This is a genomic window from Hydrophilobacter chitinilyticus (assembly GCF_049860745.1).
GTDB lineage: Bacteria > Pseudomonadota > Gammaproteobacteria > Burkholderiales > Burkholderiaceae_C > Rhodoferax_B.
The window spans coordinates 947,047-967,080 of record NZ_CP187561.1 but is presented as its reverse complement, the minus strand read 5'-3'; the positions used below and the strand labels follow the sequence as shown (position 1 = coordinate 967,080).

Below are 20,034 nucleotides of genomic sequence, written 5' to 3'. Positions count from 1 at the left end.
CGCGACACGCCATGTCGCATGACATCACGCAGCACATGATGCCGCTCGCGCGATGCTAATGAGCAACAGTCGGACCTCATTCACCTATTAAATCGGCGGCGAAAAAATTGGAAGCTTTCCATTTCGCCTGTCCGCTTTCATAATCCGCACATTGGAAAATTTATGTTGACCTGGGACGAAGAAGTCAAGCCCTCACTGCAGCCGGTAGCCTCTGGCGGTTTAACCACCAACCGCCTGGACCAAGCCTCGCCGACGACTGCCGCATCGGTCTCTTTGCAGCACGCCAAAACCTTGGCGCAAACCGCCGGCGCCACGCCTGCTCGTCGCGTGAACGCGGCCGACAAACGCATCATCAATGGTCAGACCGACGTCAACCAACTGGTGCCGTTCAAGTACAAGTGGGCTTGGGAAAAATACTTGGCCACGTGCGCCAACCACTGGATGCCGCAAGAGGTCAACATGACCCGTGACATCGCGCTGTGGAAAGACCCGAATGGTTTGACCGAAGACGAGCGCCGCATCGTCAAGCGTAACCTCGGCTTCTTTGTGACCGCCGACTCGCTGGCCGCCAACAACATCGTGCTGGGCACCTACCGCCACATCACTGCGCCTGAGTGCCGCCAGTTCCTGCTACGCCAAGCGTTTGAAGAAGCGATCCACACCCACGCCTACCAGTACATCGTCGAGTCGTTGGGCCTGGACGAAAGCGAGATCTTCAACGCGTACAACGAAGTGCCGTCGATCCGCAACAAAGACCAGTTCCTGATCCCGTTCATCGACGCCATCAGCGATCCGAACTTCCACACCGGCACGCACGAAACCGACCAGACGCTGCTCAAGTCGCTGATCGTGTTCGCCTGCCTGATGGAAGGCCTGTTCTTCTACGTTGGTTTCACGCAAATTTTGGCGCTGGGCCGCCAGAACAAGATGACCGGCGCCGCCGAGCAATACCAGTACATCCTGCGCGACGAATCGATGCACTGCAACTTCGGCATCGACTTGATCAACCAGTTGAAGCTCGAAAACCCACATCTGTGGACCGCCGAGTTCAAGGAAGAAATCAAGGGCCTGTTCATGCAAGCGGTGGAGTTGGAATACCAATACGCCGAAGACACCATGCCGCGTGGCGTGCTGGGCATGAATGCTTCCATGTTCAAGGGCTACCTGCGCTACATCGCGAACCGTCGCGCCACGCAGATCGGACTGGAAACCCTGTTCCCGAATGAAGAGAATCCGTTCCCTTGGATGAGCGAGATGATCGACCTGAAGAAAGAGCGCAACTTTTTCGAGACCCGCGTCATTGAGTACCAATCGGGCGGTGCGCTCTCGTGGGATTAAGTCCCCGCTACATCTGATGGATTTTCACAATCAACCCTCGGCCGCACACGGCGTAGAACGTGGCGCAGAGGGTGTAACCGAGTTCATGGCGCTGGGCATTGGCCCAACGCCATGCATCGCTTGGCGCCGACCAACTGGCGCGAAGTGCTCTTTGTAAATCGATCAAGGAGAGAAAAATGGCAACTGCAAAAAAACCGGCCGCAAAGAAAGCCGCACCAAAGACCGCTGCTAAGAAAGCAGCTCCAGCGAAGAAGGCTGTTGTAGCCAAGAAGGCTGCTCCCGCCAAGAAGGCCGCTCCAGCGAAGAAAGCTGTTGTAGCCAAGAAGGCCGCTCCCGCCAAAAAGGCAGCGCCAGCGAAGAAGGCCGTTGTAGCCAAGAAGGCTGCTCCTGCCAAGAAGGCCGCTCCAGCGAAGAAGGCTGTTGCAGCTAAGAAGGCAGCTCCTGCTAAGAAGGCCGCTCCAGCGAAAAAAGCCGCTGTAGCCAAGAAGGCCGCTCCTGCCAAAAAGGCAGCACCAGCGAAGAAGGCCGTTGTAGCGAAGAAAGCTGCGCCAGCCAAGAAGGCCGCCCCTGCCAAAAAGGCTGCTCCTGCCGCCAAGAAGGCCGTCGTAGCCAAGAAGGCCACCGCCGCCAAGAAAGCAGCTCCTGCGAAGAAGGCAGCCCCTGCCGCCAAGAAGGCAGCTCCTGCCAAGAAAGCAGCCAAGCCTGCCCCTGCGACTTCGGCCGCACAGACCACGCTGAACCCACAGGCAGCCTGGCCTTTCCCTACCGCAAGCAAGCCCTAATTCAGGGCCTTACCTGCGTTTCAAACCCGGCTTCGCGCCGGGTTTTTCATTGGGACACCGGCCTTGAGCCGGTTTTTTATTTGGGCACCCGCTTTGCACCGGTGTTTCCGTTTAAGAGGCGTCTGTTGCCTTACAGGCCCAGCGCCGCGCGGTCCACGGTGTAGTTTTGCGGGCCACGTTGAGCGATCTTCAAGGAACCCAGTTGGTTGCCCAAAGCCGCACAACGCGCGAGCGACCAGCCTTGTTCCAGGCCGAACAGCAACGCGCCACGGTATGCGTCACCACAACCCGTCGGGTCGACCACTTCAGTCGCCTTCACGGGCGGCACCAAAGTCTTCTCGCCTCCCACCCACACCTCGGAACCTTCGCCCCCCAAGGTGATGACCAGGCCTTCAACGCGCTTGGACAACTCGGCTTCGCTCAAGCCCGTGCGTTCGCACAGCATCTTGCCTTCGTAGTCGTTCACCGTGATCCACGTCGCCAACTCCACAAAGCGCAGCAGCTCGGTGCCGTTGAACATTGGCAGGCCTTGACCCGGATCGAAGATGAACGGAATGGCGGCGTCCTTGAATTGCTCGGCGTGCTGCAGCATGGCATCACGGCCGTCGGGCGCGATGATGCCGATCTTCACATCGGCGCGCGCCGTGATCTTGGTCTGGTGCGCTTCAGACATGGCGCCGGGATGGAACGCCGTGATCTGGTTGTTCGACATGTCGGTCATGATCATGGCCTGCGCGGTGTAGGTCTCGCTAATCTCACGCACGTACTCGGTGCTGATGCCCAACGTCTTGAGGCGCTGCAGGTAGTCGCCACCGTCTTGACCCAGGGCCGCCATAGGCAGCGCCGTGCCACCGAGTTGCAGCAGGCTGTAGGCGATATTGCCTGCGCAGCCGCCGTAGTCACGGCGCAGCGTGGGCACTAGGAAAGAGACGTTCAGGTTGTGCAGTTGGTCGGGCAAGATCTGATCCGAGAAACGCCCCTGGAACGTCATGATGGTGTCGAACGCCAGTGATCCGCAAATGATGGCTGCCATAGTGTTTTGCTTCTAAAAATGAAATAAAGAAAAAAGAGAAATCAGGGATAGAACGCCAGCAGTCGGTAGCCAACGATGCGCGTGGCGGCGTCATTGTCTGGCACCGCCAGATCTACCGACGCAACCAACTCGCCATTCGCCTCGATGGCCTCGGCATGCACACCCAACTCATGAGGTGGGATTACGCGCCGGATCACCGCTTGTTCTTGTGAATCGGTCAATGCCAACTCAATTGCTGGTACTGCCAATGCATAGGGGCTGCGGTTTTTCAACACCACATTCAACCGATAAGCACCGCGGCGCAAAGATGTAAACGCAGAGCTATCGATTGAAATCGCATCAATCCGGCGCAGTGCCGAGACGCTGCAGCCCAACGGCTCACACACCGACACCAGGAAAGCCCGGCTCTGCGGCCAATGCGCAGCCACTACTTCGCGCTGCACGACCAGCCATTGCAGGCCCAGCGCCAGCAGAAGCAGAGTCGCCAAACCCATCAATGCATACCGCACGGCCGGTTTGCGCCAGATGGTGCTGTGCGCGTGGCCCCCATGCAGAAATGAATAGTCATGCACGGAGGGAGCGGAAACCGATGGTGTGGATGATGCCAACCCAGGCGCAGCCACAAGCGGCATAGCTGCCGCCACCATTGCAGCGGCGGTGCTCGCAGGCTCGTCTTCGTCCACAGCGGTGGACACAAACGGTGCCACGAACACGGCGTCTTCACCCATGGATGGCATGTCGGGCACGCTGGGCTCGACCGAATCAGATTCGGCTATATCAGCCTCTTTGCTGACCTGCTCGGAGACCGCGGGTAACGGCCCATCAACCGCATGCTCATCAAATAGATCTTCGGTCAGAAGGTCGCCAGAAACGTCGGCAGAAAAGTCGCGATCGCCAGCAGCCTCTAGCGATTCCGGCTGATCCGCCCGCCACTCGGCGGCAGACTCGTCTTCCAACGCTTGCAGTTCCCGGTCGAACTCAGCCTCCAAGGCTACTTCAACACTGGTCGGCGTATAGGGTTCGAAAACGTCTGCAGAGACGGGCTCGCGGTGGACATCGTCCATCGTTGAATCGGCGGCATCAGTGTTGCGATTGGCATGATCCACGCCATACACGTCGTCCGCACCGAGAGCACGTATCGGCTCTGGCGCCAATTGAGAAAGCTGCGGAGGATCGGGAAACTCCAGATGCAACGGCGCAGACGCTTGCTCTGAACCGTCAATCCAGGGTTGAGCAGCGGGCTGTTCAGCAGACGAGGCAGCGGGAGCTGCAAGCGGCACAACCGGCGTTGCCACCAGCGCCTCGTTGGGCTGCTGGTGCAAATCCACCGACGCATCAAAAACTTCGTTGCAATGGCCGCAACGCACCCAACCCTCAGAGATCCGAAGCTGGTCGGGAACGATCTTGAACAGCGTCGCACATTCGGGGCAGCGGGTGACCAGGGCCATAGCGGGTGATGGTGTCGGGGAGTTGTGAAGTCGTTGTGTGGTGAAACGCCCCTGGGCTAAAAGCTAGAACCGTGCCGTCATCAGCACCCAGCCGTCCTCAGCATCAGAAACTTCGAGGGCAGCCAAGCCTTGGTAGGCCACTTTGAGCTCATCGGCCTGGCGTTCCAAGATACCGGCGAGCACCAGCGAACCGCCAGGCGCTACGTAGCTGCATAGCAGCGGCGCCAGCACCTTCAACGGCGTGGCCAAAATGTTGGCCAGCACGGTTTGGTATTGGCCTGAGGTTTGGTCAGGCAGGCCTGCCTTCAACTGCACCTCGTTGGCTTGCGCGTTGAGCACTGTCGACTCCACGGCAGCTTCGTCGATGTCCACTGCGTCGATATCGGTTGCCCCGAACTTGGCGGCGCCAATGGCCAAAATGCCGGAACCACAACCGTAGTCAAGCACACGCCCCAGCGGGTTCGCCACACCGGCGGCTTCCTGGCGCGCAATCCAGCGCAGGCACATGCGCGTGGTGGGGTGGGTGCCGGTGCCAAACGCCAAGCCGGGGTCCAAGCGGATCACGGTTTTGGCTTCGGCCGGCGGCTCATGCCAAGTCGGCACGATCCAGAAAGTGGGCGTGATGTCGACAGGCGCAAACTGCGACTGTGTCAAACGCACCCAATCTTGCTCGGGCACTTCCTGTACGCCAGTGCATTCGCAGTCGGCATAAAAGTCTTGCGCGGACAGCAACTCCAACGCTTCACGCGCGGCAGCTTCAGTGGCGAACAAGGCCCGCAATTGCGAACGCTGCCAACCGTCTTGGGGCGGCGGCATGCCGGGCTCGCCAAACATGGCGCGCTCGGCATCGGTTTGCGCGTCTGCGTCCTCCACGCTCACGCTCAAGGCGTCGAGCGCGTCCAGCGCATCGCTGAGAATTTCAACGTGCTCTTGCGGACACAGCAGACAGAGTTCAAACATTCAAAGACTTTCTCATACCAACTAACGGCTATCGACTGACTTCGCGTTGGTTCAACGCTTATTTAACGCTTGTGTTGGGCCAACCACTCTTCAAGGTAGTGGATGTTGGTGCCACCGGCCATGAACTTGGCATCGACCATCAGTTCACGGTGCAGCGGAATGTTGGTGTTGATGCCTTCCACCACCGTCTCCAGCAGCGCGGTGCGCATGCGAGCCAAAGCCTGCTCACGCGTGTCTCCATGCACGATCACCTTGCCAATCATCGAATCGTAGTTCGGCGGCACAAAGTAGTTCGAATACACGTGGGAATCCACGCGCACACCGGGGCCACCTGGCGCATGCCACAGCGTGATACGGCCCGGCGACGGAATGAACTTGTACGGATCTTCGGCGTTGACGCGGCACTCGATCGCGTGGCCCTTGATCTCGATCTGGCGCTGCGTGAACGGCAACTTCTCGCCGGCCGCCACCATGATCTGGGTGCGCACGATGTCGATGCCCGTGATCATTTCGGTCACAGGGTGTTCCACCTGCACGCGGGTGTTCATTTCAATGAAATAGAACTCGCCGTTTTCGTACAAGAACTCGAACGTACCAGCACCGCGGTAGCCGATCTTCTTGCAAGCAGCCGTACAACGCTCGCCAATGCGTTCGATCAGCTTGCGGGGAATGCCAGGCGCCGGCGCCTCTTCAATCACCTTCTGGTGGCGACGTTGCATGGAGCAATCGCGCTCGCCCAAGTAGACAGCACTCTTGTACTTGTCGGCCAACACCTGAATCTCAATGTGGCGCGGGTTCTGCAGGTACTTTTCCATGTACACGGCAGGATTGCCGAACGCAGCACCGGCTTCGGCCTTGGTCATTTGCACGGCGTTCACCAGCGCAGCCTCGGTGTGCACCACGCGCATACCGCGTCCGCCACCGCCGCCAGCGGCTTTGACGATGACCGGGTAGCCAATGGCCTTGGCGATGCGGCGGATCTGCACCGGGTCGTCCGGCAGTTCACCTTCAGAGCCGGGCACGCAAGGCACACCGGCCTTGATCATGGCTTGCTTGGCCGACACCTTGTCACCCATCATGCGGATGTTTTCCGGCGTGGGGCCAATGAACTGGAAACCGCTCTTCTCGACGCGCTCGGCAAAGTCAGCGTTTTCGCTCAGAAAGCCATAGCCGGGGTGAATGGCCTCTGCGTCGGTCACTTCGGCGGCGGAAATGATGGCGGGCATATTCAAATAGCTCAGCGCCGAGGGGCCTGGGCCAATACACACGGCTTCTTCTGCCAACTTCACGTATTTGGCATCGCGGTCGGCTTCGGAATAAACCATCACCGCCTTGATGCCCATCTCACGGCACGCCCGCTGAATACGCAGGGCGATTTCACCGCGATTGGCCACCAGAATCTTCTTAAACATGCGCAACTCCGCGGTCCGGCAGCCCCGTGACCGCCAAGACGCCATGAAGGGCGTCAAAGCTGCGGAACAGCGCCGAACTCTTATTTAACATAGGCGATCAGATCGCCAATTACTCGATCACAAACAGCGGTTGCCCATACTCCACGGCCTGACCGTTTTCGCACAAGATCTCTGTCACGGTACCGGACTTGTCGGCTTCGATCTCGTTCAAGATCTTCATGGCTTCAATAATGCAAAGCGTTTCGCCTTCTTTGACAACGCTGCCCACTTCCACAAATGCCTTTGCACCAGGGCTGGAGGAACGGTAGAACGTACCCACCATCGGCGACTTGACGGCATGACCAGCCGCAACAGCAGGTGCCGCAGCCACGGGCGCTGCGACAGCAGCCGCAGCTTGCGGGGCAGCCGCCACAGGAGCCGCTACCATCATGGGAGCGGCTTGTTGCACCACCACACCGCCGCTTTTCACAATACGAACCTTGCCTTCGGCTTCGGTGATTTCCAGTTCCGACACGTTGGAGTCAGACACCAGGTCGATCAACGTCTTGAGTTTTCGCAAATCCATACAACCTCCAGCCACTTACAAAAAGTGGCGAAATTTAACCTAATTTCTTCAAACGTTCAGCAATTTCTTTGAAAAAGAAAAAACTGCGCGCTGGAATGTAACAAACTCAAACGGTTTGATCGACTAAGTTTGACCCACCCACAACGCCAGATCGGCGGGCGTGACTTGCCCCATTTTACGATGAAGCACTTTGCCATTGGCACCGACGACTACGGTGAAGGGCAAACCCCCACCCGTGTTACCCAGCGTTTTAACAAGATCCGTACCGCTTAAACCGGCTAGCCCAATCGGAAATGTGACAGGAAGTTTCTGCAAAAATTTCTGCACAGCACTCGGTTGATCGATGGCCAAGCCCACCACGTTCCATGCATTTGCTGCATTTTGCTTGAAGAAACCGTCCAGTAGCGGCAATTCTTCAACACAAGGCGCACACCAAGTGGCCCAGAAGTTGATGAGCAGCGGTTTACCCTTAAAGTCAGCAAGCACCAACTTTTGACCCGCAGGTGTATCAAATGTTAATGGCCACAAAACACCTGCCAAGGGGTCATCTGCCCCACCCGAGGGCTGAGTTTGCCACCAGGCCAAGCCGGCACCCGCTACGGCCGCCACACCTGCCGCCGCCAACAACAAGCCACGACGACCAGAGGCAGCCGGAACAGATTCAATAGGGTGAGTGTTTGCGTTCATGTCTGTCTTTTAAACCGAAGATTCGAGCAGCAACCGGCGCACCGCGACGATGTCGCCACGCGGCGTACGCCCCTTGCTGTCTGGCTTCAATGCGCCGCGAAAGTCATCCAAATCGTAGACCATGAGGTGTACACCAATGGTTTCATTCAGTTCAGGGCTGCGGCTACTAAAGCTCAACGCCTCAACCGTCAGGCCGTTCATACCGGAGACCGTGGTCGGCTGGTAGTCGACACGGTGGTCGATCAGCGCGATCTCAGCTGATTTTGAATCATCACAGAACATCTGTATATAAATGTCGGAAAGCCGGGTCGCCGTGCCATGCCAAACCGCCCCTGAAAGGTAGGGCCGAAACTCGGCCATGCGCTCCATCCACGTGACCGCCAAGCTACGCAAGGCCTGCAGTTCACGTGGTTGGGTGTCGGCGCAAAACAGCTCTATGTATTCACGCACCGCATCTTCAACCTCGTCATTGCCGGGTAACTTGCTGCGCAACGACAAACCTAGTTGCTTCACGGCACGCCGTTTGGCGGGGCCGTATTCCAGCCCCTCTTCCACCACCATGCGCGCTGCGGTGGCGGCGATCTCTGCGCTCAATGTGTCCATGGCGCCGATTCTGCATGCTTTTATCAAAAGCCAAGGGCTTCATCCGCAACCATGGCACGGGCATGCGCCTTCGCGCGCCCTCTAGAATTGCCCCATGCACATTCATATTCTGGGTATTTGCGGCACCTTCATGGGCGGCTTGGCGGTTTTGGCGCGCGAGGCGGGCCACCGCGTCACGGGTTGCGATACGGGCGTCTACCCGCCGATGAGCGATCAGTTGCGCGCCTTGGGCATTGAATTGATTGAAGGTTACGCGGTCGACCAGATGGCGCTGCAGCCAGACATGTTTGTGGTGGGTAACGTGGTTTCACGGGTGCGCCTGGCCGACGGCACACCCAAATTTCCGTTGATGGAAGCGATTTTGGCCGCTGGTGCCCGCTACACCAGCGGCCCGCAATGGCTGGCCGAACACGTGCTGCAGGGCCGCCACGTATTGGCCGTAGCCGGCACACACGGCAAAACCACCACCACAGCCATGCTGACGTGGATCCTGGAGCACGCCGATCAAAAACCTGGATTTCTGGTGGGCGGCGTGCCGCTGAACTTTGGCATCTCGGCGCGCATGGGCCCCACCTCGGCACCTTTTGTGATCGAGGCCGACGAATACGACACCGCGTTTTTCGACAAGCGCAGCAAGTTTGTGCACTACCGCCCGCGCACGGCGGTCTTGAACAACCTGGAGTTTGACCACGCCGACATTTTTGACGACCTGGCTGCCATCGAGCGCCAGTTCCATCACCTCGTGCGCACCGTACCCAGTACGGGCGCCGTGGTGTTCAACGCCACCGAAGAAAGCCTGGGCCGCGTGCTCAACAAAGGCTGCTGGAGCCAGGCTGTTGGTTTTGGCACGGGCGGCGACTGGACTGCCGACGGCACGCCGTCCAGCTTTCATGTTTTGCACAAAGGCCAACGTGTGTGCCACGTGGAATGGGAACTGACCGGCCAGCACAACTTGATGAATGCACTGGCAGCCATCGCCGCGGCGCACCATGTAGGCGTTGCCCCCGCCCAAGCGGCCGAGGCTCTCGCCGCGTTCCAAAACGTCAAACGCCGCATGGAAGTGCGCGGCACCGTGGCGCGGCCCGGCGGCGCCATCACCGTCTACGACGACTTTGCCCACCACCCCACTGCGATTCGCACAACGGTCGATGGCTTGCGTCAAAAGCTTGGCGCGCAGGCACGCATCCTGGCGGTGTTTGAGCCACGCAGCAACACCATGAAGCTGGGCGCGATGAAGGCCCAACTGCCGTGGAGCCTGGCGAATGTGGACTTGGCGTTCTGCCATTCGGGTGGACTGGACTGGGACGCCCGCGAAGCCCTGGCCGAGATGGGCGCGCGCGCACAGGTTGCCGAAGATGTGCCCACGCTGGTGAAACAAGTGGTGCAAGCTGCACAGGCCGGCGACCATATCTTGTGCATGAGCAACGGCGGCTTTGGTGGCATCCACGGCAAGCTGCTGGAAGCGCTACAAACACAATAGCTGTCTGCGCATACATAGAAAGCGCTTGAGGCCAATTTTGCTCAAGGCTTTCTAGCAAAAAAATGGTCAGTAAGAAATGGCCATTGAGGGCACATCCAGTCGAATCAGGTCTTTGCCCAACGCCGACGCTGCAGCGCGCGCAAACTCACTGAGCCACTTAGGGTCTTGCCAGGCACTACGGCCCGCCGCTTGCGCCACGGTCAGCACCTTGTCGGCCAGCAAGACCTTGCCCGAAGCACGCAAGGGCTCGCAACCCAGCCGCACAAACTGGTCGTCGAGCCACCAGCGCGCCAAATCGTTGGGCATGGGCTCTGCCGAATCAAGGTCGAACCGGAATTCATCGCCCGCTTGCAACACCACGGTGACTTCACGACGCATCAAAACACCCTCGCATGAGTTTGAAATTGGGCATGGCACTGCCGGTTGTTTTCAGCCCGCTCGTAGCACGCCTGGCTGGCTGACCACACCGACAGCCGGCGCCCAACGCACGTCCCCTTCAGCCGAAGCAATGGCGCCATCGAAATAGAAGCTTGCCAGATCGCGCAGCAGCTGCTCGCGGTTAAAACCCTTGTTTTGCTTGAGCATGTCATCGAGCGACAAGTTGCTCGCCTCCAGCATCCGTATCAGCGCGCGCTGCGATGCCTTGAGCCAAGCATCCGGCACCAATGGTTTGTAGCGCAAGCGAATCGGCCCGTGCAGAAAACGCTCGGGCAACAGGTCGACCGCCGCGTGTTGCGCAAACTGCCACATGATCAAGGTCATGCTGGCCTCCACCATGCCTTTTGGCACGGTGGCCGGGCCATGGTGTGGCTGCAAAATCCAGGCAGCCTGCTCCAGTTGCAGCGTACTCACGCCCGTTTTGTAATACACGTAGCGCCCTGGAAAATCGACCACCGCCAGCGGCACGCCTTGGTGCACCACGTTATAGATTTGCGACTGCAGCGAATCAATATGGTGGTGAATCACCGCACCTAACGCAAACTGCGTGCGCAGCTCCTGCAGACCAGATTCAAGCTTTTTCAAAGCCAATTGCACGCCGCGCTCGGACTCTGGATCGACATGATCCCATGGAGCAAGCTCAGGATCGGCCAGGGGCTCGGTGAACATCAGCGGGCGGTCTACCTCGCGCAGATCAAGGTTCAGCGCCGGCCGGCCTTGCCGGCTGTCGGGCACTTGCAAAATGCCCGAGCCCAACAAACGTGCTGCCGAACCGTTGATGCAAAGCGCATCGGCCTCGGTGAATTCAGCCGCACGCCAAGCCGGCAAGCTGCCTGGGTCTCGCGGCATGTAAGCCGTGAGCAACGCGCGCTGCGGGGCTGTTAAACCGGCCAGCCCCAGCCAGAAAATCGGACGAGGAAGAAGCATGCACTAAACCTCTCGAAGCCCGGAGTTTGGCCCGCAAGATCGCGCAACCTACAAAGCTGCACCCCTTTGGGCAAGTGGCTCCTAGCCTACCGTGATTGAGGCCAATTTGCACGCTTCATCACAACACCCGTCAAAAATTAGCCCTTTTTTCTGCGCGCTTCGACCGCCTGCGACAGAACGTCGAGCGCTTGCAGCGACTGATCCCAACCCAGGCAGGCATCGGTAATGCTCTTACCGTATTCCAGTGCATTGACGTCGTGCTGGCCGGGCGTGAACTTCTGGGCGCCTTCTTGCAGGTGGCTCTCCACCATCACCCCAAAGACTTGGCGCGAACCGGCAGCCAATTGGGCGGCGATTTCGGCCGCCACTTCCAACTGCTTCTCATGTTTTTTGCTGCTGTTGGCGTGGCTGCAGTCCACCATCAACTTGGCGGGCAGCTTGGCGGCCGTCAGTTCTGCGCTGGCCGCATTGACGCTGGCAGCGTCGTAGTTTGGCGTCTTGCCGCCGCGCAAAATCACGTGGCAGTCTGGGTTGCCCTTGGTCTGCACAATCGCGACCTGGCCGTTCTTGTGCACCGACAAAAAGTGGTGGCCACGCGCCGCGGCCTGGATCGCGTCCGTGGCAATGCGAATGTTGCCATCGGTGCCATTCTTGAAGCCGATCGGTGCCGACAAGCCGGAAGCCAGTTCGCGGTGCACTTGGCTTTCGGTCGTGCGTGCGCCAATCGCGCCCCAGGCGATCAGGTCGCCAATGTATTGCGGCGAGATCACGTCGAGGAATTCGCTGCCCGCTGGCAGGCCGATGCGGTTGATGTCGATCAGCAACTGGCGCGCAATGCGCAGGCCTTCGTCAATGCGGTAGCTTTCGTCGAGGTAGGGGTCATTGATCAGGCCCTTCCAGCCCACCGTGGTGCGTGGCTTCTCGAAGTAGACGCGCATCACGATCTCCAGCGTGCCAGCGTACTTCAGGCGCTGCTCTTTCAGGCGGCGCGCGTATTCCAGCGCGGCGGCCGGGTCGTGGATCGAGCACGGGCCGATGACGACCAGCAGCCGGTCATCGGTGCCAGCCATGATGTTGGAGATGTTCTTGCGCGTATCGGCAATGAGCGTCTCCACGGGGCTGCCCTGGATGGGGAAGAAGCGGATGAGATGTTCTGGTGGAGGCAACACGTTGATGTCCTGAATGCGTTCGTCGTCGGTTCGGCTGGTTTTCTCGACGGTGCGATACCAGGTGTCGTCACTGCTGGCGGAAGGGGTGCTGGCATTCATGGTGGGTGCTCCTAGGTGTGTTGCTTGTGTTGACCAGAAAACGAAACGGAAAAAATGGGGTAAAAAAAAACCGCCGGGGGTCCGGCGGTTTCTTAGAAGATTCAGTACGACTTTTTTCAGGTACGTTCAGATCTCTCTACCGCCTTAGCGCTTGAGAACCAAAAGTAGCCAAAATAAAAGCTTGCGTGATGCATGGGGGCTGAATGTAGCACAGGGTTTGGCGATGCGTAAGAGTTTGGCTGTGCCTAAATTGCGACATCCAGAGCTTACGCAGCCGTCTTTATGCCGTGCCGCCGACGGTCAACCCGTCGATACGCAGAGTCGGCTGGCCCACGCCCACGGGCACGCTTTGGCCCTCTTTACCGCAAGTGCCCACGCCGGTATCGAGTTTCATATCATTACCAATGAGACTCACGCGTTTCAAGCATTCCGGCCCGCTACCCACGATGGTGGCGCCCTTCACGGGGTATTGGATCTTGCCGTTCTCCACCCAGTAGGCTTCGCTGGCAGAGAACACAAACTTGCCCGAGGTGATGTCAACCTGGCCGCCGCCGAAGTTGGTGGCATACAAGCCCTTCTTCAGGCTGGCAACGATTTCTTCGGGCGCCTTGTCACCACCCAGCATGTAGGTGTTGGTCATGCGTGGCATGGGCACGTGGGCGTAGCTCTCGCGGCGGCCGTTACCGGTAGGCTTCACGCCCATCAGGCGCGCGTTCATCGAGTCCTGGATGTAGCCCTTCAAGATGCCGTCTTCGATCAGCACGTTGCGCTGGCTGGCGTTGCCTTCGTCGTCGACGTTGAGCGAGCCACGGCGGTCGGCGATAGTGCCATCGTCGAGCACCGTCACGCCCTTGGCTGCCACACGTTGGCCGATGCGGCCGCTGAAGGCGCTCGACCCCTTGCGGTTGAAGTCGCCTTCCAGGCCGTGGCCAATGGCTTCGTGCAGCAAGATGCCGGGCCAGCCGGCGCCGAGCACCACGGTCATCTCACCTGCGGGTGCAGGGCGCGCGTCGAGGTTGGTCAGCGCGGCGTGCACAGCGGCATCGACATATTCGTTCAGGATTTCGTCATCGAAATAAGCCAGGCCGAAACGGCCACCGCCGCCACCGGAGCCCATTTCGCGGCGCACGGTGCCGTTCACCGTGGCTTCGGCGATGACGGTCACGCTCAGGCGCACCAGGGGACGCACATCGGCTGCCAGGGTTCCGTCAGCGCGGGCCACGAGCACCACGTCGTATTCGCTGGCCAAGCCGGCCATGACTTGCGCCACGCGCGGGTCTTTGGCGCGGGCGAGCTTTTCAACTTTTTCGAGCAACTGGACTTTGGCCGTGCTGTCCAGGCTGGCGATGGGGTCGGCCTGCGCATAAAGGGCACGGCTTTTTGCTATCTTTTGAGCAGCTACTTTGGCACGACGGTTCTGCCGTGCAGCCGAAATAGATCGTACGGTGCGGGCCGCATCCAGCAGCGCCGCTTCCGAGATATCGTCCGAGTAAGCGAAGGCGGTTTTTTCGCCGCTGACAGCGCGCACACCCACCCCTTGGTCGATGCTGAAGGAACCGGTTTTGACGATGCCCTCTTCCAGGCTCCAGCCCTCGCTGCGGGTGTACTGGAAGTACAGATCAGCGTCGTCGACGTTATGCGACGTGATCTCTGACAAAGCGCGCCCCAAGTGGGCCGGGGTCAAGCCAAACGGATCCAGCAACAAGGCTTGGGCGGTGGCAAGGCGTTCGAGTGTGGGTTCGCGTGAAATCATGCGGCCATTTTAGGCGCGCGATGGGTTTCGCGCGGCGCTCAAATTCACCCCTGCCATGCCAATGGGCATGGCTCCCCAAAGACCACTTAAGACTGCAACGGTCGCCGCGATTTGGAGACCGACATCAAAATGCCGAGCGCCATGCCCAGCGTGACCATCGCCGTGCCGCCATAGCTGATGAACGGCAAGGGTACACCCACCACCGGCAGGATGCCGCTGACCATGCCGATGTTGACGAACGAATAAGTGAAGAAAATCGTCGTCACCGCCCCCGCCAGCAAGCGCGAGAACAGCGTGGGCGCATCGGCCGCGATGAACAGCCCACGCAGGATCAAGAAGATGAACGAGCCGATCAGCAGCAGGTTGCCCACCAGGCCAAACTCTTCGGAGAACGCCGCAAAAATAAAGTCGGTGGTGCGCTCGGGAATGAATTCAAGGTGGGTTTGTGTGCCCTGCATGAAGCCCTTGCCAGTCAGCCCGCCCGAGCCAATGGCGATCATGCCCTGGATGATGTGGAAGCCTTTGCCCAACGGGTCTTTTCGTGGGTCGAGCAGGGTACAAATGCGTTGCTGCTGGTAGTCGTGCAGCACCACCCAGCGCACGCCGTCGGCGCACAGTTGCGGCTCAAAGGCCACCACCAGGCCAATGCCCACCAGCGCCAGCACCACCGGCGGCAAAATCAGTTTCCAACTCAAGCCGGCAAAAAAGATCACCGCCAGCCCGGCCGCCAGCACCAGCAGCGAGGTGCCCAGGTCGGGTTGTTTCATGATCAAGCCGACAGGCACGATGAGCAGTAAACCGGCCACCACAAAGTCCAGCGAACGCAATTGCCCTTCGCGGCGCTGAAACCACCACGCCAGCATGAGCGGCATGGCGATCTTCAAAATTTCGCTGGGCTGGATCACCACCCCCACATTGATCCAACGCTGGGCACCCTTTTTGGTGATGCCAAACAGCGCCACCGCCACCAGCAGCGCCACACCCAGGGTGTAGAGCGGCACTGCTGCCAGCATCAGGCGCTGCGGCGGCACCTGGGCCACCACGAACATGATGGTTGCCGCCAGCAGCATGTTGCGACCGTGGTCCAAAAACCGCGTGCCATGGTCGTAGCCAGATGAATACATGGTCAGCAGACCAGCGCCCGCCAGCATCAAGACGGCAAACGCCAGCGGGAAATCAAACCCCTGGAACAGCGGCAACGTGCGGCGCCAGAGCGGCGCCTTCTCAAATACGACAGACATCCCGCAATTATCGGCGCTTCATGGATGGCGCGGCGGACGGCATGGGCCCGCCGTCCTATCAATTTGGTAAACGGAAGGCCGCCACCGCCTGGTTGCGCAGCGTGCGCAGCAGCGCCAGTTCTTGCTCATCCACGCCAATGCCACCTGGGGCGTCTTGATCAGCGTAGATCAGCGCGAACGGTTTGCCGCGTGCCAGCAACGGCAGCAGCAGGAAGGATTGCGCGCCCACGTCCTTGCGGTACCAGGTGGGCAAGCGCGTGGCCATACGGGCGTCGGTGGCGTTGGTGATCAACGTGTCCACGCCCTTGGTGCACACCGCGGCAAACAGGTCGCCCTGGGCCTTCAGGTCGATCTTCATCACCTGCGCCACAACGTCGCAGCCTTCGCCCAGGCCAAAGCGCCCCGAGAGGGTGTCGGCCTTGCCGTCACGCAGGCAAAACACGATGCGGCGGAACGCCAGCGCGCGGAACATGGTTTCCAACACCATGCGCACCACATCGTTGGTTTGGTAGGGCTCACTCATCACGGCGGCGATTTCGTGCACCCCCGCAGCCAGCAGCTCCAATACCTCGGGGCCATTACGGCGCTGGGCTGGCGCGCCCGGCGGCACAGGCGGCGAAGCCCGCAAGGCGAGCTGCGCCAAAGGATCTTCGGCGGCCTGCGTCCCTACCGCATCGGGCGGCAGCAGCAACTGGCGCGCCACCGAGCCCGGCGCAGGCTCGATCACCAGCGCTTCGGCCAAGGCCGTGAGCTTTTCCCGACCCTTGGTGGCAGCAATGATGACGTCTTTGGGCAAACGGTTCAGGCACCGCGCATACCGCTCAGCCACCATGCTCAGGTGCCCGCCACCGCCCAGCAGCAGCGAATCGACCACGGCATTGCCCGTGGCCGCCGCCCAACGCAGGCGCTCCAACGGCAGCTCTGGCGGCCGTGAAGGGGGCAAACCCAGCGGACGGTGCATACAGCGTTGAATCGATTCGGGCAGGCTCCAGAGCCTGGCCACACCCACACCAAAGTCTTCAAGGCTTACGCCCAGCACCTTGTTGGAGGCGCCTTCTTCTCCGCTTTCATAGGTGCCCGAGGCCACCAAACGGTGTATCTCCGCCGCCTCACTGGGGAAGTAAAACGCGACCAGCATGCGCCCCAGGTTCTGGAACATCGCGCCGATAAAGGCTTCTTCGCTTTCTGACGCCAGCGAGCACAAACCGCTGGCCACGGAGCCCGCCATCAGCGCGCGCAAAAACTCGTCTTGCACCTGCGCGGCGTGGCGGGTGTCTTTCATGTGCTCCAGCAGCACCAGGCTCAGCGCCAGGTTGCGTACGGCGTCAAATCCCACCAGGCTCACCGCGCGCGAGACGGTGCTCACCGTGCCGCGGTTGGGGTGCGCGTAGTGCACGCTGTTGACCAGGCGCAGCAGGCGCTGCGTCAGCGCCACGTCTTTGAGCACCTCGTTTGTGAGCTCGCTGACGCTCTGGTTTTCAGAGTTGGCAGCGCTTTGGATGTTGATGACCGCCGCCGACAACGACGGAAAACTTCCCTGGTGGCGCATGCGTCCGACCAGGCGTTCAAAAGGCGTATCGATCGCGGAGGTGGACGCGGCCAGTCCCGGCACGACGGGCACCACGCGGTCCACATCAAAATCCAGCGCTTGGGCCAGGGGAGACGGCGTTTTGCCAGAGTCGGGGGTCTGTGGGGAGGGTGGGGTTGGCTCAGGCACGGTTTCAGCAGGGGCAGTTGTTGTTATAAAAATGTCGAACGTCCAGGACGTTTTCTACGACTTCTAAGCGTTGTCCAAATGCTCCAGGTTCTACATCTTCATCCGCCCAGCACCCGGTTTTTACCCGAGCGCTTGGCGACATACATGGCTTGATCGGCACGTCGCAGTCCATCGGACGGAGACTCTTCGGGCGCCAATTCGGCCACCCCGGCACTGAAGGTGATCAGCACCTTCTGGTTGTCTCGCAAGAAAAACTGCGTCGTCAACTCACGTTGCAGCCGCGCCAACACGGCCACGGCAGCGTCCAGCAAAGTGTCTGGCAACAGAATCACAAACTCTTCTCCACCATAACGCGCGAGCGAGTCTTGTGGTCTCAGGCAACTGCGGATCACGCCCGCCAGGTGCGTCAGCGCGGCGTCGCCAGCCTCGTGGCCGAGGTCGTCATTGAGCTTCTTGAAGTTGTCCACGTCGAGCATCGCGATGCACATGATCGTGCCCTTGCGCCGCCCGGTGGAGATTTCGCGCTGGATGGCTTCGTCCAGACCGCGACGGTTCAAGGCGCCGGTCAGCGTGTCGTGCCGCGCCTGGGCGCTGGCGCGGTCCAGTTCGATGTGCAGCTTCACAATCTCGGCCTCGGCTTCTTGTGCCTTGGCGCGCAGCGACTGCAGATCGTCGTGCGACATCATGGTTTCGTGCGCCATTTCGCGCGTCGCCTGGATCACGTTTTTCAGCACCGGCCCCAGCTCTTCCATGTTCTGCGCGCTCTCGATCTGGCGTGCGCATTCTTCAATGGTGCTGTGGAAGTTGCTGCTGGATTCGGTGATCAGCGACAGCCGCTCGACAAACGTGGCCAGCAACTGGCGCATCTGCTCCTGGGCTTCGTTCGCGCGGCCCTTGGCCTCGGTCTGCTTGAAGATCACGTCTTTCAGCAGCACCTGCACTTCGTCCAGGCGGCGCAGGTTCAGCGGCGCCACGGCCACGGCTTTCAGCGCGTCGATCTGGCCTGTCAGCCACTGGTCTTCGCTGCTGAGTTCGGCAATGTTGTCGAACACCAGGTTCAGCAGGCTCAGCAGGCCGTCACGGATTTCCTTTTGTTCTTCGGCCGCAAACGACAACCTGTGCGTGTAGTTGGCCACCGAGGCCTTGGCCTTGAGCGCGTCCAGGCTTTGGTGGCGCAAGGAATCAAGCACCTCCTTGGTTGCCATGTTGAAGCGTTCGTCATCCATGCCCAGGGCGGGCTGGACGTTTTCGATCAGCCGGGCCACCTGCTCCATGAATTCGGACGTGAGCGCCGGATTGGCACGCCCCACCACGGCCGCCGATTCGGCCTGCGGCGCAGGCGCCATGCCAAAGCCGGCAAACCCGATGAGAGCGTTTTGCACGCCGTCCCAACTGCGCTGGCCGATGGCCGAAGTCAACAAACCCAGTTGCTTTTGCTGGCCGGGATTTTTGGCGGGCAGCACGGCGGCGATCTTGCGCAACTGCTCTGACGGAAAAAACGACGGCGCCATGGTGCCGGCAATCTCGTGGTAGAGCGTTTGGTAGTTCTCCGGCGTGGGGGCCAACTTCTTGGTCGCCAACTGCTTGAGTGTTTCCCGGGCAATTTCGTTCGGCGATAACTCGGACATGGCGACGGCAGTAAATGCGGAGAATTTCGGTTTCACAATGTATCTTGAAGAGCTGCCCGGATGCTAGCGATATTGCAGATTTCATCCAATAGCGGCACACCCTTGATCTGTCGCCTCTTTGCTAGCATCGTCTGATGACCACGACACACCTGCTCTACCTCCACGGTTTTCGCTCGTCACCGCGCTCGGCCAAAGCCCAGCAAATGGCGGCTTTTGTGCAGGCGCAACACCCCGATGTGCACTGGTGGTGCCCGCAATTGCCGCCTTCTCCCGCAGAAGCAGCGAAGCTGATTGCGCAGGGCACCGCCGGTTGGCCCTCGGCCCGCACGGCCGTGGTGGGCTCGTCGCTGGGTGGCTTTTACGCCACGTGGTTCGCCCAGCAAACCGGCTGCAAGGCGGTGCTGATCAACCCGGCGGTCAACCCCGCGCGCGACCTGGAGCGCTACATCGGTGAGCAAACCAGTTGGCACGACCCGGCCGAGGCCTTTTACTTTCGCCCCGAGTACATCGCAGAATTGCGCGCGCTGGAATGCCCGAACCTGGTCCACCCGGCGCGTTTGGCACGCTTCATGGTGCTGGTGGCCAAGGGCGACGAAGTGTTGGATTGGCGCGAAATGGCCGGCCGCTACGCCCACGCCCACCTCAAGGTGCTGGAGGGCGGCGACCACGCACTGAGCGACTTTGCGCTGTACCTGGACGAAATCTCGGCGTTTCTCGGCTTAGCCAGAAGCTGACGGCTCTGCATAGGGGACAA

At 60.1% G+C, this 20,034-nt stretch carries 18 protein-coding genes; 4 read left to right on the top strand and 14 right to left on the bottom strand.

The window, feature by feature from the left end; translation table 11 throughout:
• The first annotated feature begins 162 nt into the window (after positions 1-162).
• Positions 163-1,338, top strand: a complete 1,176-nt coding sequence (locus tag ACPWMG_RS04585; protein ID WP_483303478.1) for a ribonucleotide-diphosphate reductase subunit beta — start codon at positions 163-165, stop codon at positions 1,336-1,338.
• Positions 1,339-1,514: 176 nt separating this feature from the next.
• The gene (locus ACPWMG_RS04580) at positions 1,515-2,120 is read left to right on the top strand and encodes a histone (protein WP_483303477.1); all 606 of its coding nucleotides are present in this window, start codon (positions 1,515-1,517) and stop codon (positions 2,118-2,120) included.
• A gap of 130 nt (positions 2,121-2,250) precedes the next feature.
• Here the strand turns inward: ACPWMG_RS04580 and ACPWMG_RS04575 are convergent, their stop codons facing one another.
• From ACPWMG_RS04575 to ACPWMG_RS04545, 7 genes are all read right to left on the bottom strand, one after another.
• Positions 2,251-3,153, bottom strand: a complete 903-nt coding sequence (locus ACPWMG_RS04575) for a carbohydrate kinase family protein (RefSeq protein ID WP_483303476.1) — start codon at positions 3,151-3,153, stop codon at positions 2,251-2,253.
• Between the two features lie 41 nt (positions 3,154-3,194).
• Positions 3,195-4,601, bottom strand: coding sequence for a zinc-ribbon and DUF3426 domain-containing protein (locus tag ACPWMG_RS04570; protein ID WP_483303475.1), 1,407 nt, complete (start codon positions 4,599-4,601; stop codon positions 3,195-3,197).
• 63 nt (positions 4,602-4,664) lie between these two features.
• Positions 4,665-5,561 (bottom strand): 50S ribosomal protein L11 methyltransferase, encoded by an 897-nt coding sequence (gene prmA / locus ACPWMG_RS04565; RefSeq protein WP_483303474.1) that lies wholly within the window; start codon positions 5,559-5,561, stop codon positions 4,665-4,667.
• Between the two features lie 62 nt (positions 5,562-5,623).
• Entirely contained in the window at positions 5,624-6,973 is a 1,350-nt protein-coding gene (accC, locus tag ACPWMG_RS04560) for an acetyl-CoA carboxylase biotin carboxylase subunit (protein ID WP_483303473.1), read from the bottom strand.
• Positions 6,974-7,082: 109 nt separating this feature from the next.
• Positions 7,083-7,538 (bottom strand): acetyl-CoA carboxylase biotin carboxyl carrier protein, encoded by a 456-nt coding sequence (accB, locus tag ACPWMG_RS04555; protein ID WP_483303472.1) that lies wholly within the window; start codon positions 7,536-7,538, stop codon positions 7,083-7,085.
• A gap of 123 nt (positions 7,539-7,661) precedes the next feature.
• Positions 7,662-8,225 (bottom strand): TlpA family protein disulfide reductase, encoded by a 564-nt coding sequence (locus ACPWMG_RS04550; protein WP_483303471.1) that lies wholly within the window; start codon positions 8,223-8,225, stop codon positions 7,662-7,664.
• Positions 8,226-8,234: 9 nt separating this feature from the next.
• Positions 8,235-8,828 (bottom strand): hypothetical protein, encoded by a 594-nt coding sequence (locus ACPWMG_RS04545; protein ID WP_483303470.1) that lies wholly within the window; start codon positions 8,826-8,828, stop codon positions 8,235-8,237.
• Positions 8,829-8,922: 94 nt separating this feature from the next.
• Here ACPWMG_RS04545 and mpl point away from each other — a divergent pair, with 94 nt between their 5' ends.
• Positions 8,923-10,308 (top strand): UDP-N-acetylmuramate:L-alanyl-gamma-D-glutamyl-meso-diaminopimelate ligase, encoded by a 1,386-nt coding sequence (gene mpl / locus ACPWMG_RS04540; RefSeq protein WP_483303469.1) that lies wholly within the window; start codon positions 8,923-8,925, stop codon positions 10,306-10,308.
• Between the two features lie 66 nt (positions 10,309-10,374).
• Here mpl and ACPWMG_RS04535 read toward each other — a convergent pair whose 3' ends face one another.
• From ACPWMG_RS04535 to ACPWMG_RS04505, 7 genes are all read right to left on the bottom strand, one after another.
• On the bottom strand, positions 10,375-10,686 hold the full coding sequence (locus ACPWMG_RS04535) for a hypothetical protein (RefSeq protein WP_483303468.1): 312 nt from the start codon (positions 10,684-10,686) through the stop codon (positions 10,375-10,377).
• Between the two features lie 51 nt (positions 10,687-10,737).
• Complete coding sequence (locus tag ACPWMG_RS04530; RefSeq protein ID WP_483303467.1) at positions 10,738-11,673, bottom strand: hypothetical protein; 936 nt, start codon at positions 11,671-11,673, stop codon at positions 10,738-10,740.
• A gap of 137 nt (positions 11,674-11,810) precedes the next feature.
• Entirely contained in the window at positions 11,811-12,941 is a 1,131-nt protein-coding gene (locus ACPWMG_RS04525; RefSeq protein WP_483303466.1) for a 3-deoxy-7-phosphoheptulonate synthase, read from the bottom strand.
• Between the two features lie 280 nt (positions 12,942-13,221).
• Complete coding sequence (tldD, locus tag ACPWMG_RS04520) at positions 13,222-14,694, bottom strand: metalloprotease TldD (RefSeq protein WP_483303465.1); 1,473 nt, start codon at positions 14,692-14,694, stop codon at positions 13,222-13,224.
• Positions 14,695-14,780: 86 nt separating this feature from the next.
• Positions 14,781-15,935 (bottom strand): rod shape-determining protein RodA, encoded by a 1,155-nt coding sequence (rodA, locus tag ACPWMG_RS04515; RefSeq protein ID WP_483303464.1) that lies wholly within the window; start codon positions 15,933-15,935, stop codon positions 14,781-14,783.
• A 58-nt stretch (positions 15,936-15,993) separates the two neighbouring features.
• A complete protein-coding gene (locus tag ACPWMG_RS04510) occupies positions 15,994-17,652 on the bottom strand; it encodes an HDOD domain-containing protein (protein WP_483303463.1) in 1,659 nt (552 codons plus the stop codon).
• Positions 17,653-17,750: 98 nt separating this feature from the next.
• Positions 17,751-19,280, bottom strand: coding sequence for a GGDEF domain-containing protein (locus tag ACPWMG_RS04505; protein ID WP_483303462.1), 1,530 nt, complete (start codon positions 19,278-19,280; stop codon positions 17,751-17,753).
• A gap of 134 nt (positions 19,281-19,414) precedes the next feature.
• On the opposite strand from ACPWMG_RS04505, the gene ACPWMG_RS04500 reads away from it, so the two are divergent.
• Positions 19,415-20,014: a YqiA/YcfP family alpha/beta fold hydrolase gene (locus tag ACPWMG_RS04500; protein ID WP_483303461.1), complete on the top strand. Its 600-nt coding sequence runs from the start codon at positions 19,415-19,417 to the stop codon at positions 20,012-20,014.
• The last annotated feature ends 20 nt before the right edge of the window (positions 20,015-20,034 follow it).

Excerpts from the sequence above, each read along its gene's own strand:
- ACPWMG_RS04525 (WP_483303466.1), bottom strand. The coding sequence starts at position 12,941 with ATGAATGCCAGCACCCCTTCCGCCAGCAGTGACGACACCTGGTATCGC.
- prmA (WP_483303474.1), bottom strand. The coding sequence starts at position 5,561 with ATGTTTGAACTCTGTCTGCTGTGTCCGCAAGAGCACGTTGAAATTCTC.
- ACPWMG_RS04535 (WP_483303468.1), bottom strand. The coding sequence starts at position 10,686 with ATGCGTCGTGAAGTCACCGTGGTGTTGCAAGCGGGCGATGAATTCCGG.
- rodA (WP_483303464.1), bottom strand. The coding sequence starts at position 15,935 with ATGTCTGTCGTATTTGAGAAGGCGCCGCTCTGGCGCCGCACGTTGCCG.
- ACPWMG_RS04500 (WP_483303461.1), top strand. The coding sequence starts at position 19,415 with ATGACCACGACACACCTGCTCTACCTCCACGGTTTTCGCTCGTCACCG.
- ACPWMG_RS04580 (WP_483303477.1), top strand. The coding sequence starts at position 1,515 with ATGGCAACTGCAAAAAAACCGGCCGCAAAGAAAGCCGCACCAAAGACC.
- ACPWMG_RS04505 (WP_483303462.1), bottom strand. The coding sequence starts at position 19,280 with ATGTCCGAGTTATCGCCGAACGAAATTGCCCGGGAAACACTCAAGCAG.
- mpl (WP_483303469.1), top strand. The coding sequence starts at position 8,923 with ATGCACATTCATATTCTGGGTATTTGCGGCACCTTCATGGGCGGCTTG.
- accC (WP_483303473.1), bottom strand. The coding sequence starts at position 6,973 with ATGTTTAAGAAGATTCTGGTGGCCAATCGCGGTGAAATCGCCCTGCGT.
- ACPWMG_RS04570 (WP_483303475.1), bottom strand. The coding sequence starts at position 4,601 with ATGGCCCTGGTCACCCGCTGCCCCGAATGTGCGACGCTGTTCAAGATC.
- accB (WP_483303472.1), bottom strand. The coding sequence starts at position 7,538 with ATGGATTTGCGAAAACTCAAGACGTTGATCGACCTGGTGTCTGACTCC.
- ACPWMG_RS04585 (WP_483303478.1), top strand. The coding sequence starts at position 163 with ATGTTGACCTGGGACGAAGAAGTCAAGCCCTCACTGCAGCCGGTAGCC.
- ACPWMG_RS04530 (WP_483303467.1), bottom strand. The coding sequence starts at position 11,673 with ATGCTTCTTCCTCGTCCGATTTTCTGGCTGGGGCTGGCCGGTTTAACA.
- ACPWMG_RS04545 (WP_483303470.1), bottom strand. The coding sequence starts at position 8,828 with ATGGACACATTGAGCGCAGAGATCGCCGCCACCGCAGCGCGCATGGTG.
- tldD (WP_483303465.1), bottom strand. The coding sequence starts at position 14,694 with ATGATTTCACGCGAACCCACACTCGAACGCCTTGCCACCGCCCAAGCC.
- ACPWMG_RS04550 (WP_483303471.1), bottom strand. The coding sequence starts at position 8,225 with ATGAACGCAAACACTCACCCTATTGAATCTGTTCCGGCTGCCTCTGGT.
- ACPWMG_RS04575 (WP_483303476.1), bottom strand. The coding sequence starts at position 3,153 with ATGGCAGCCATCATTTGCGGATCACTGGCGTTCGACACCATCATGACG.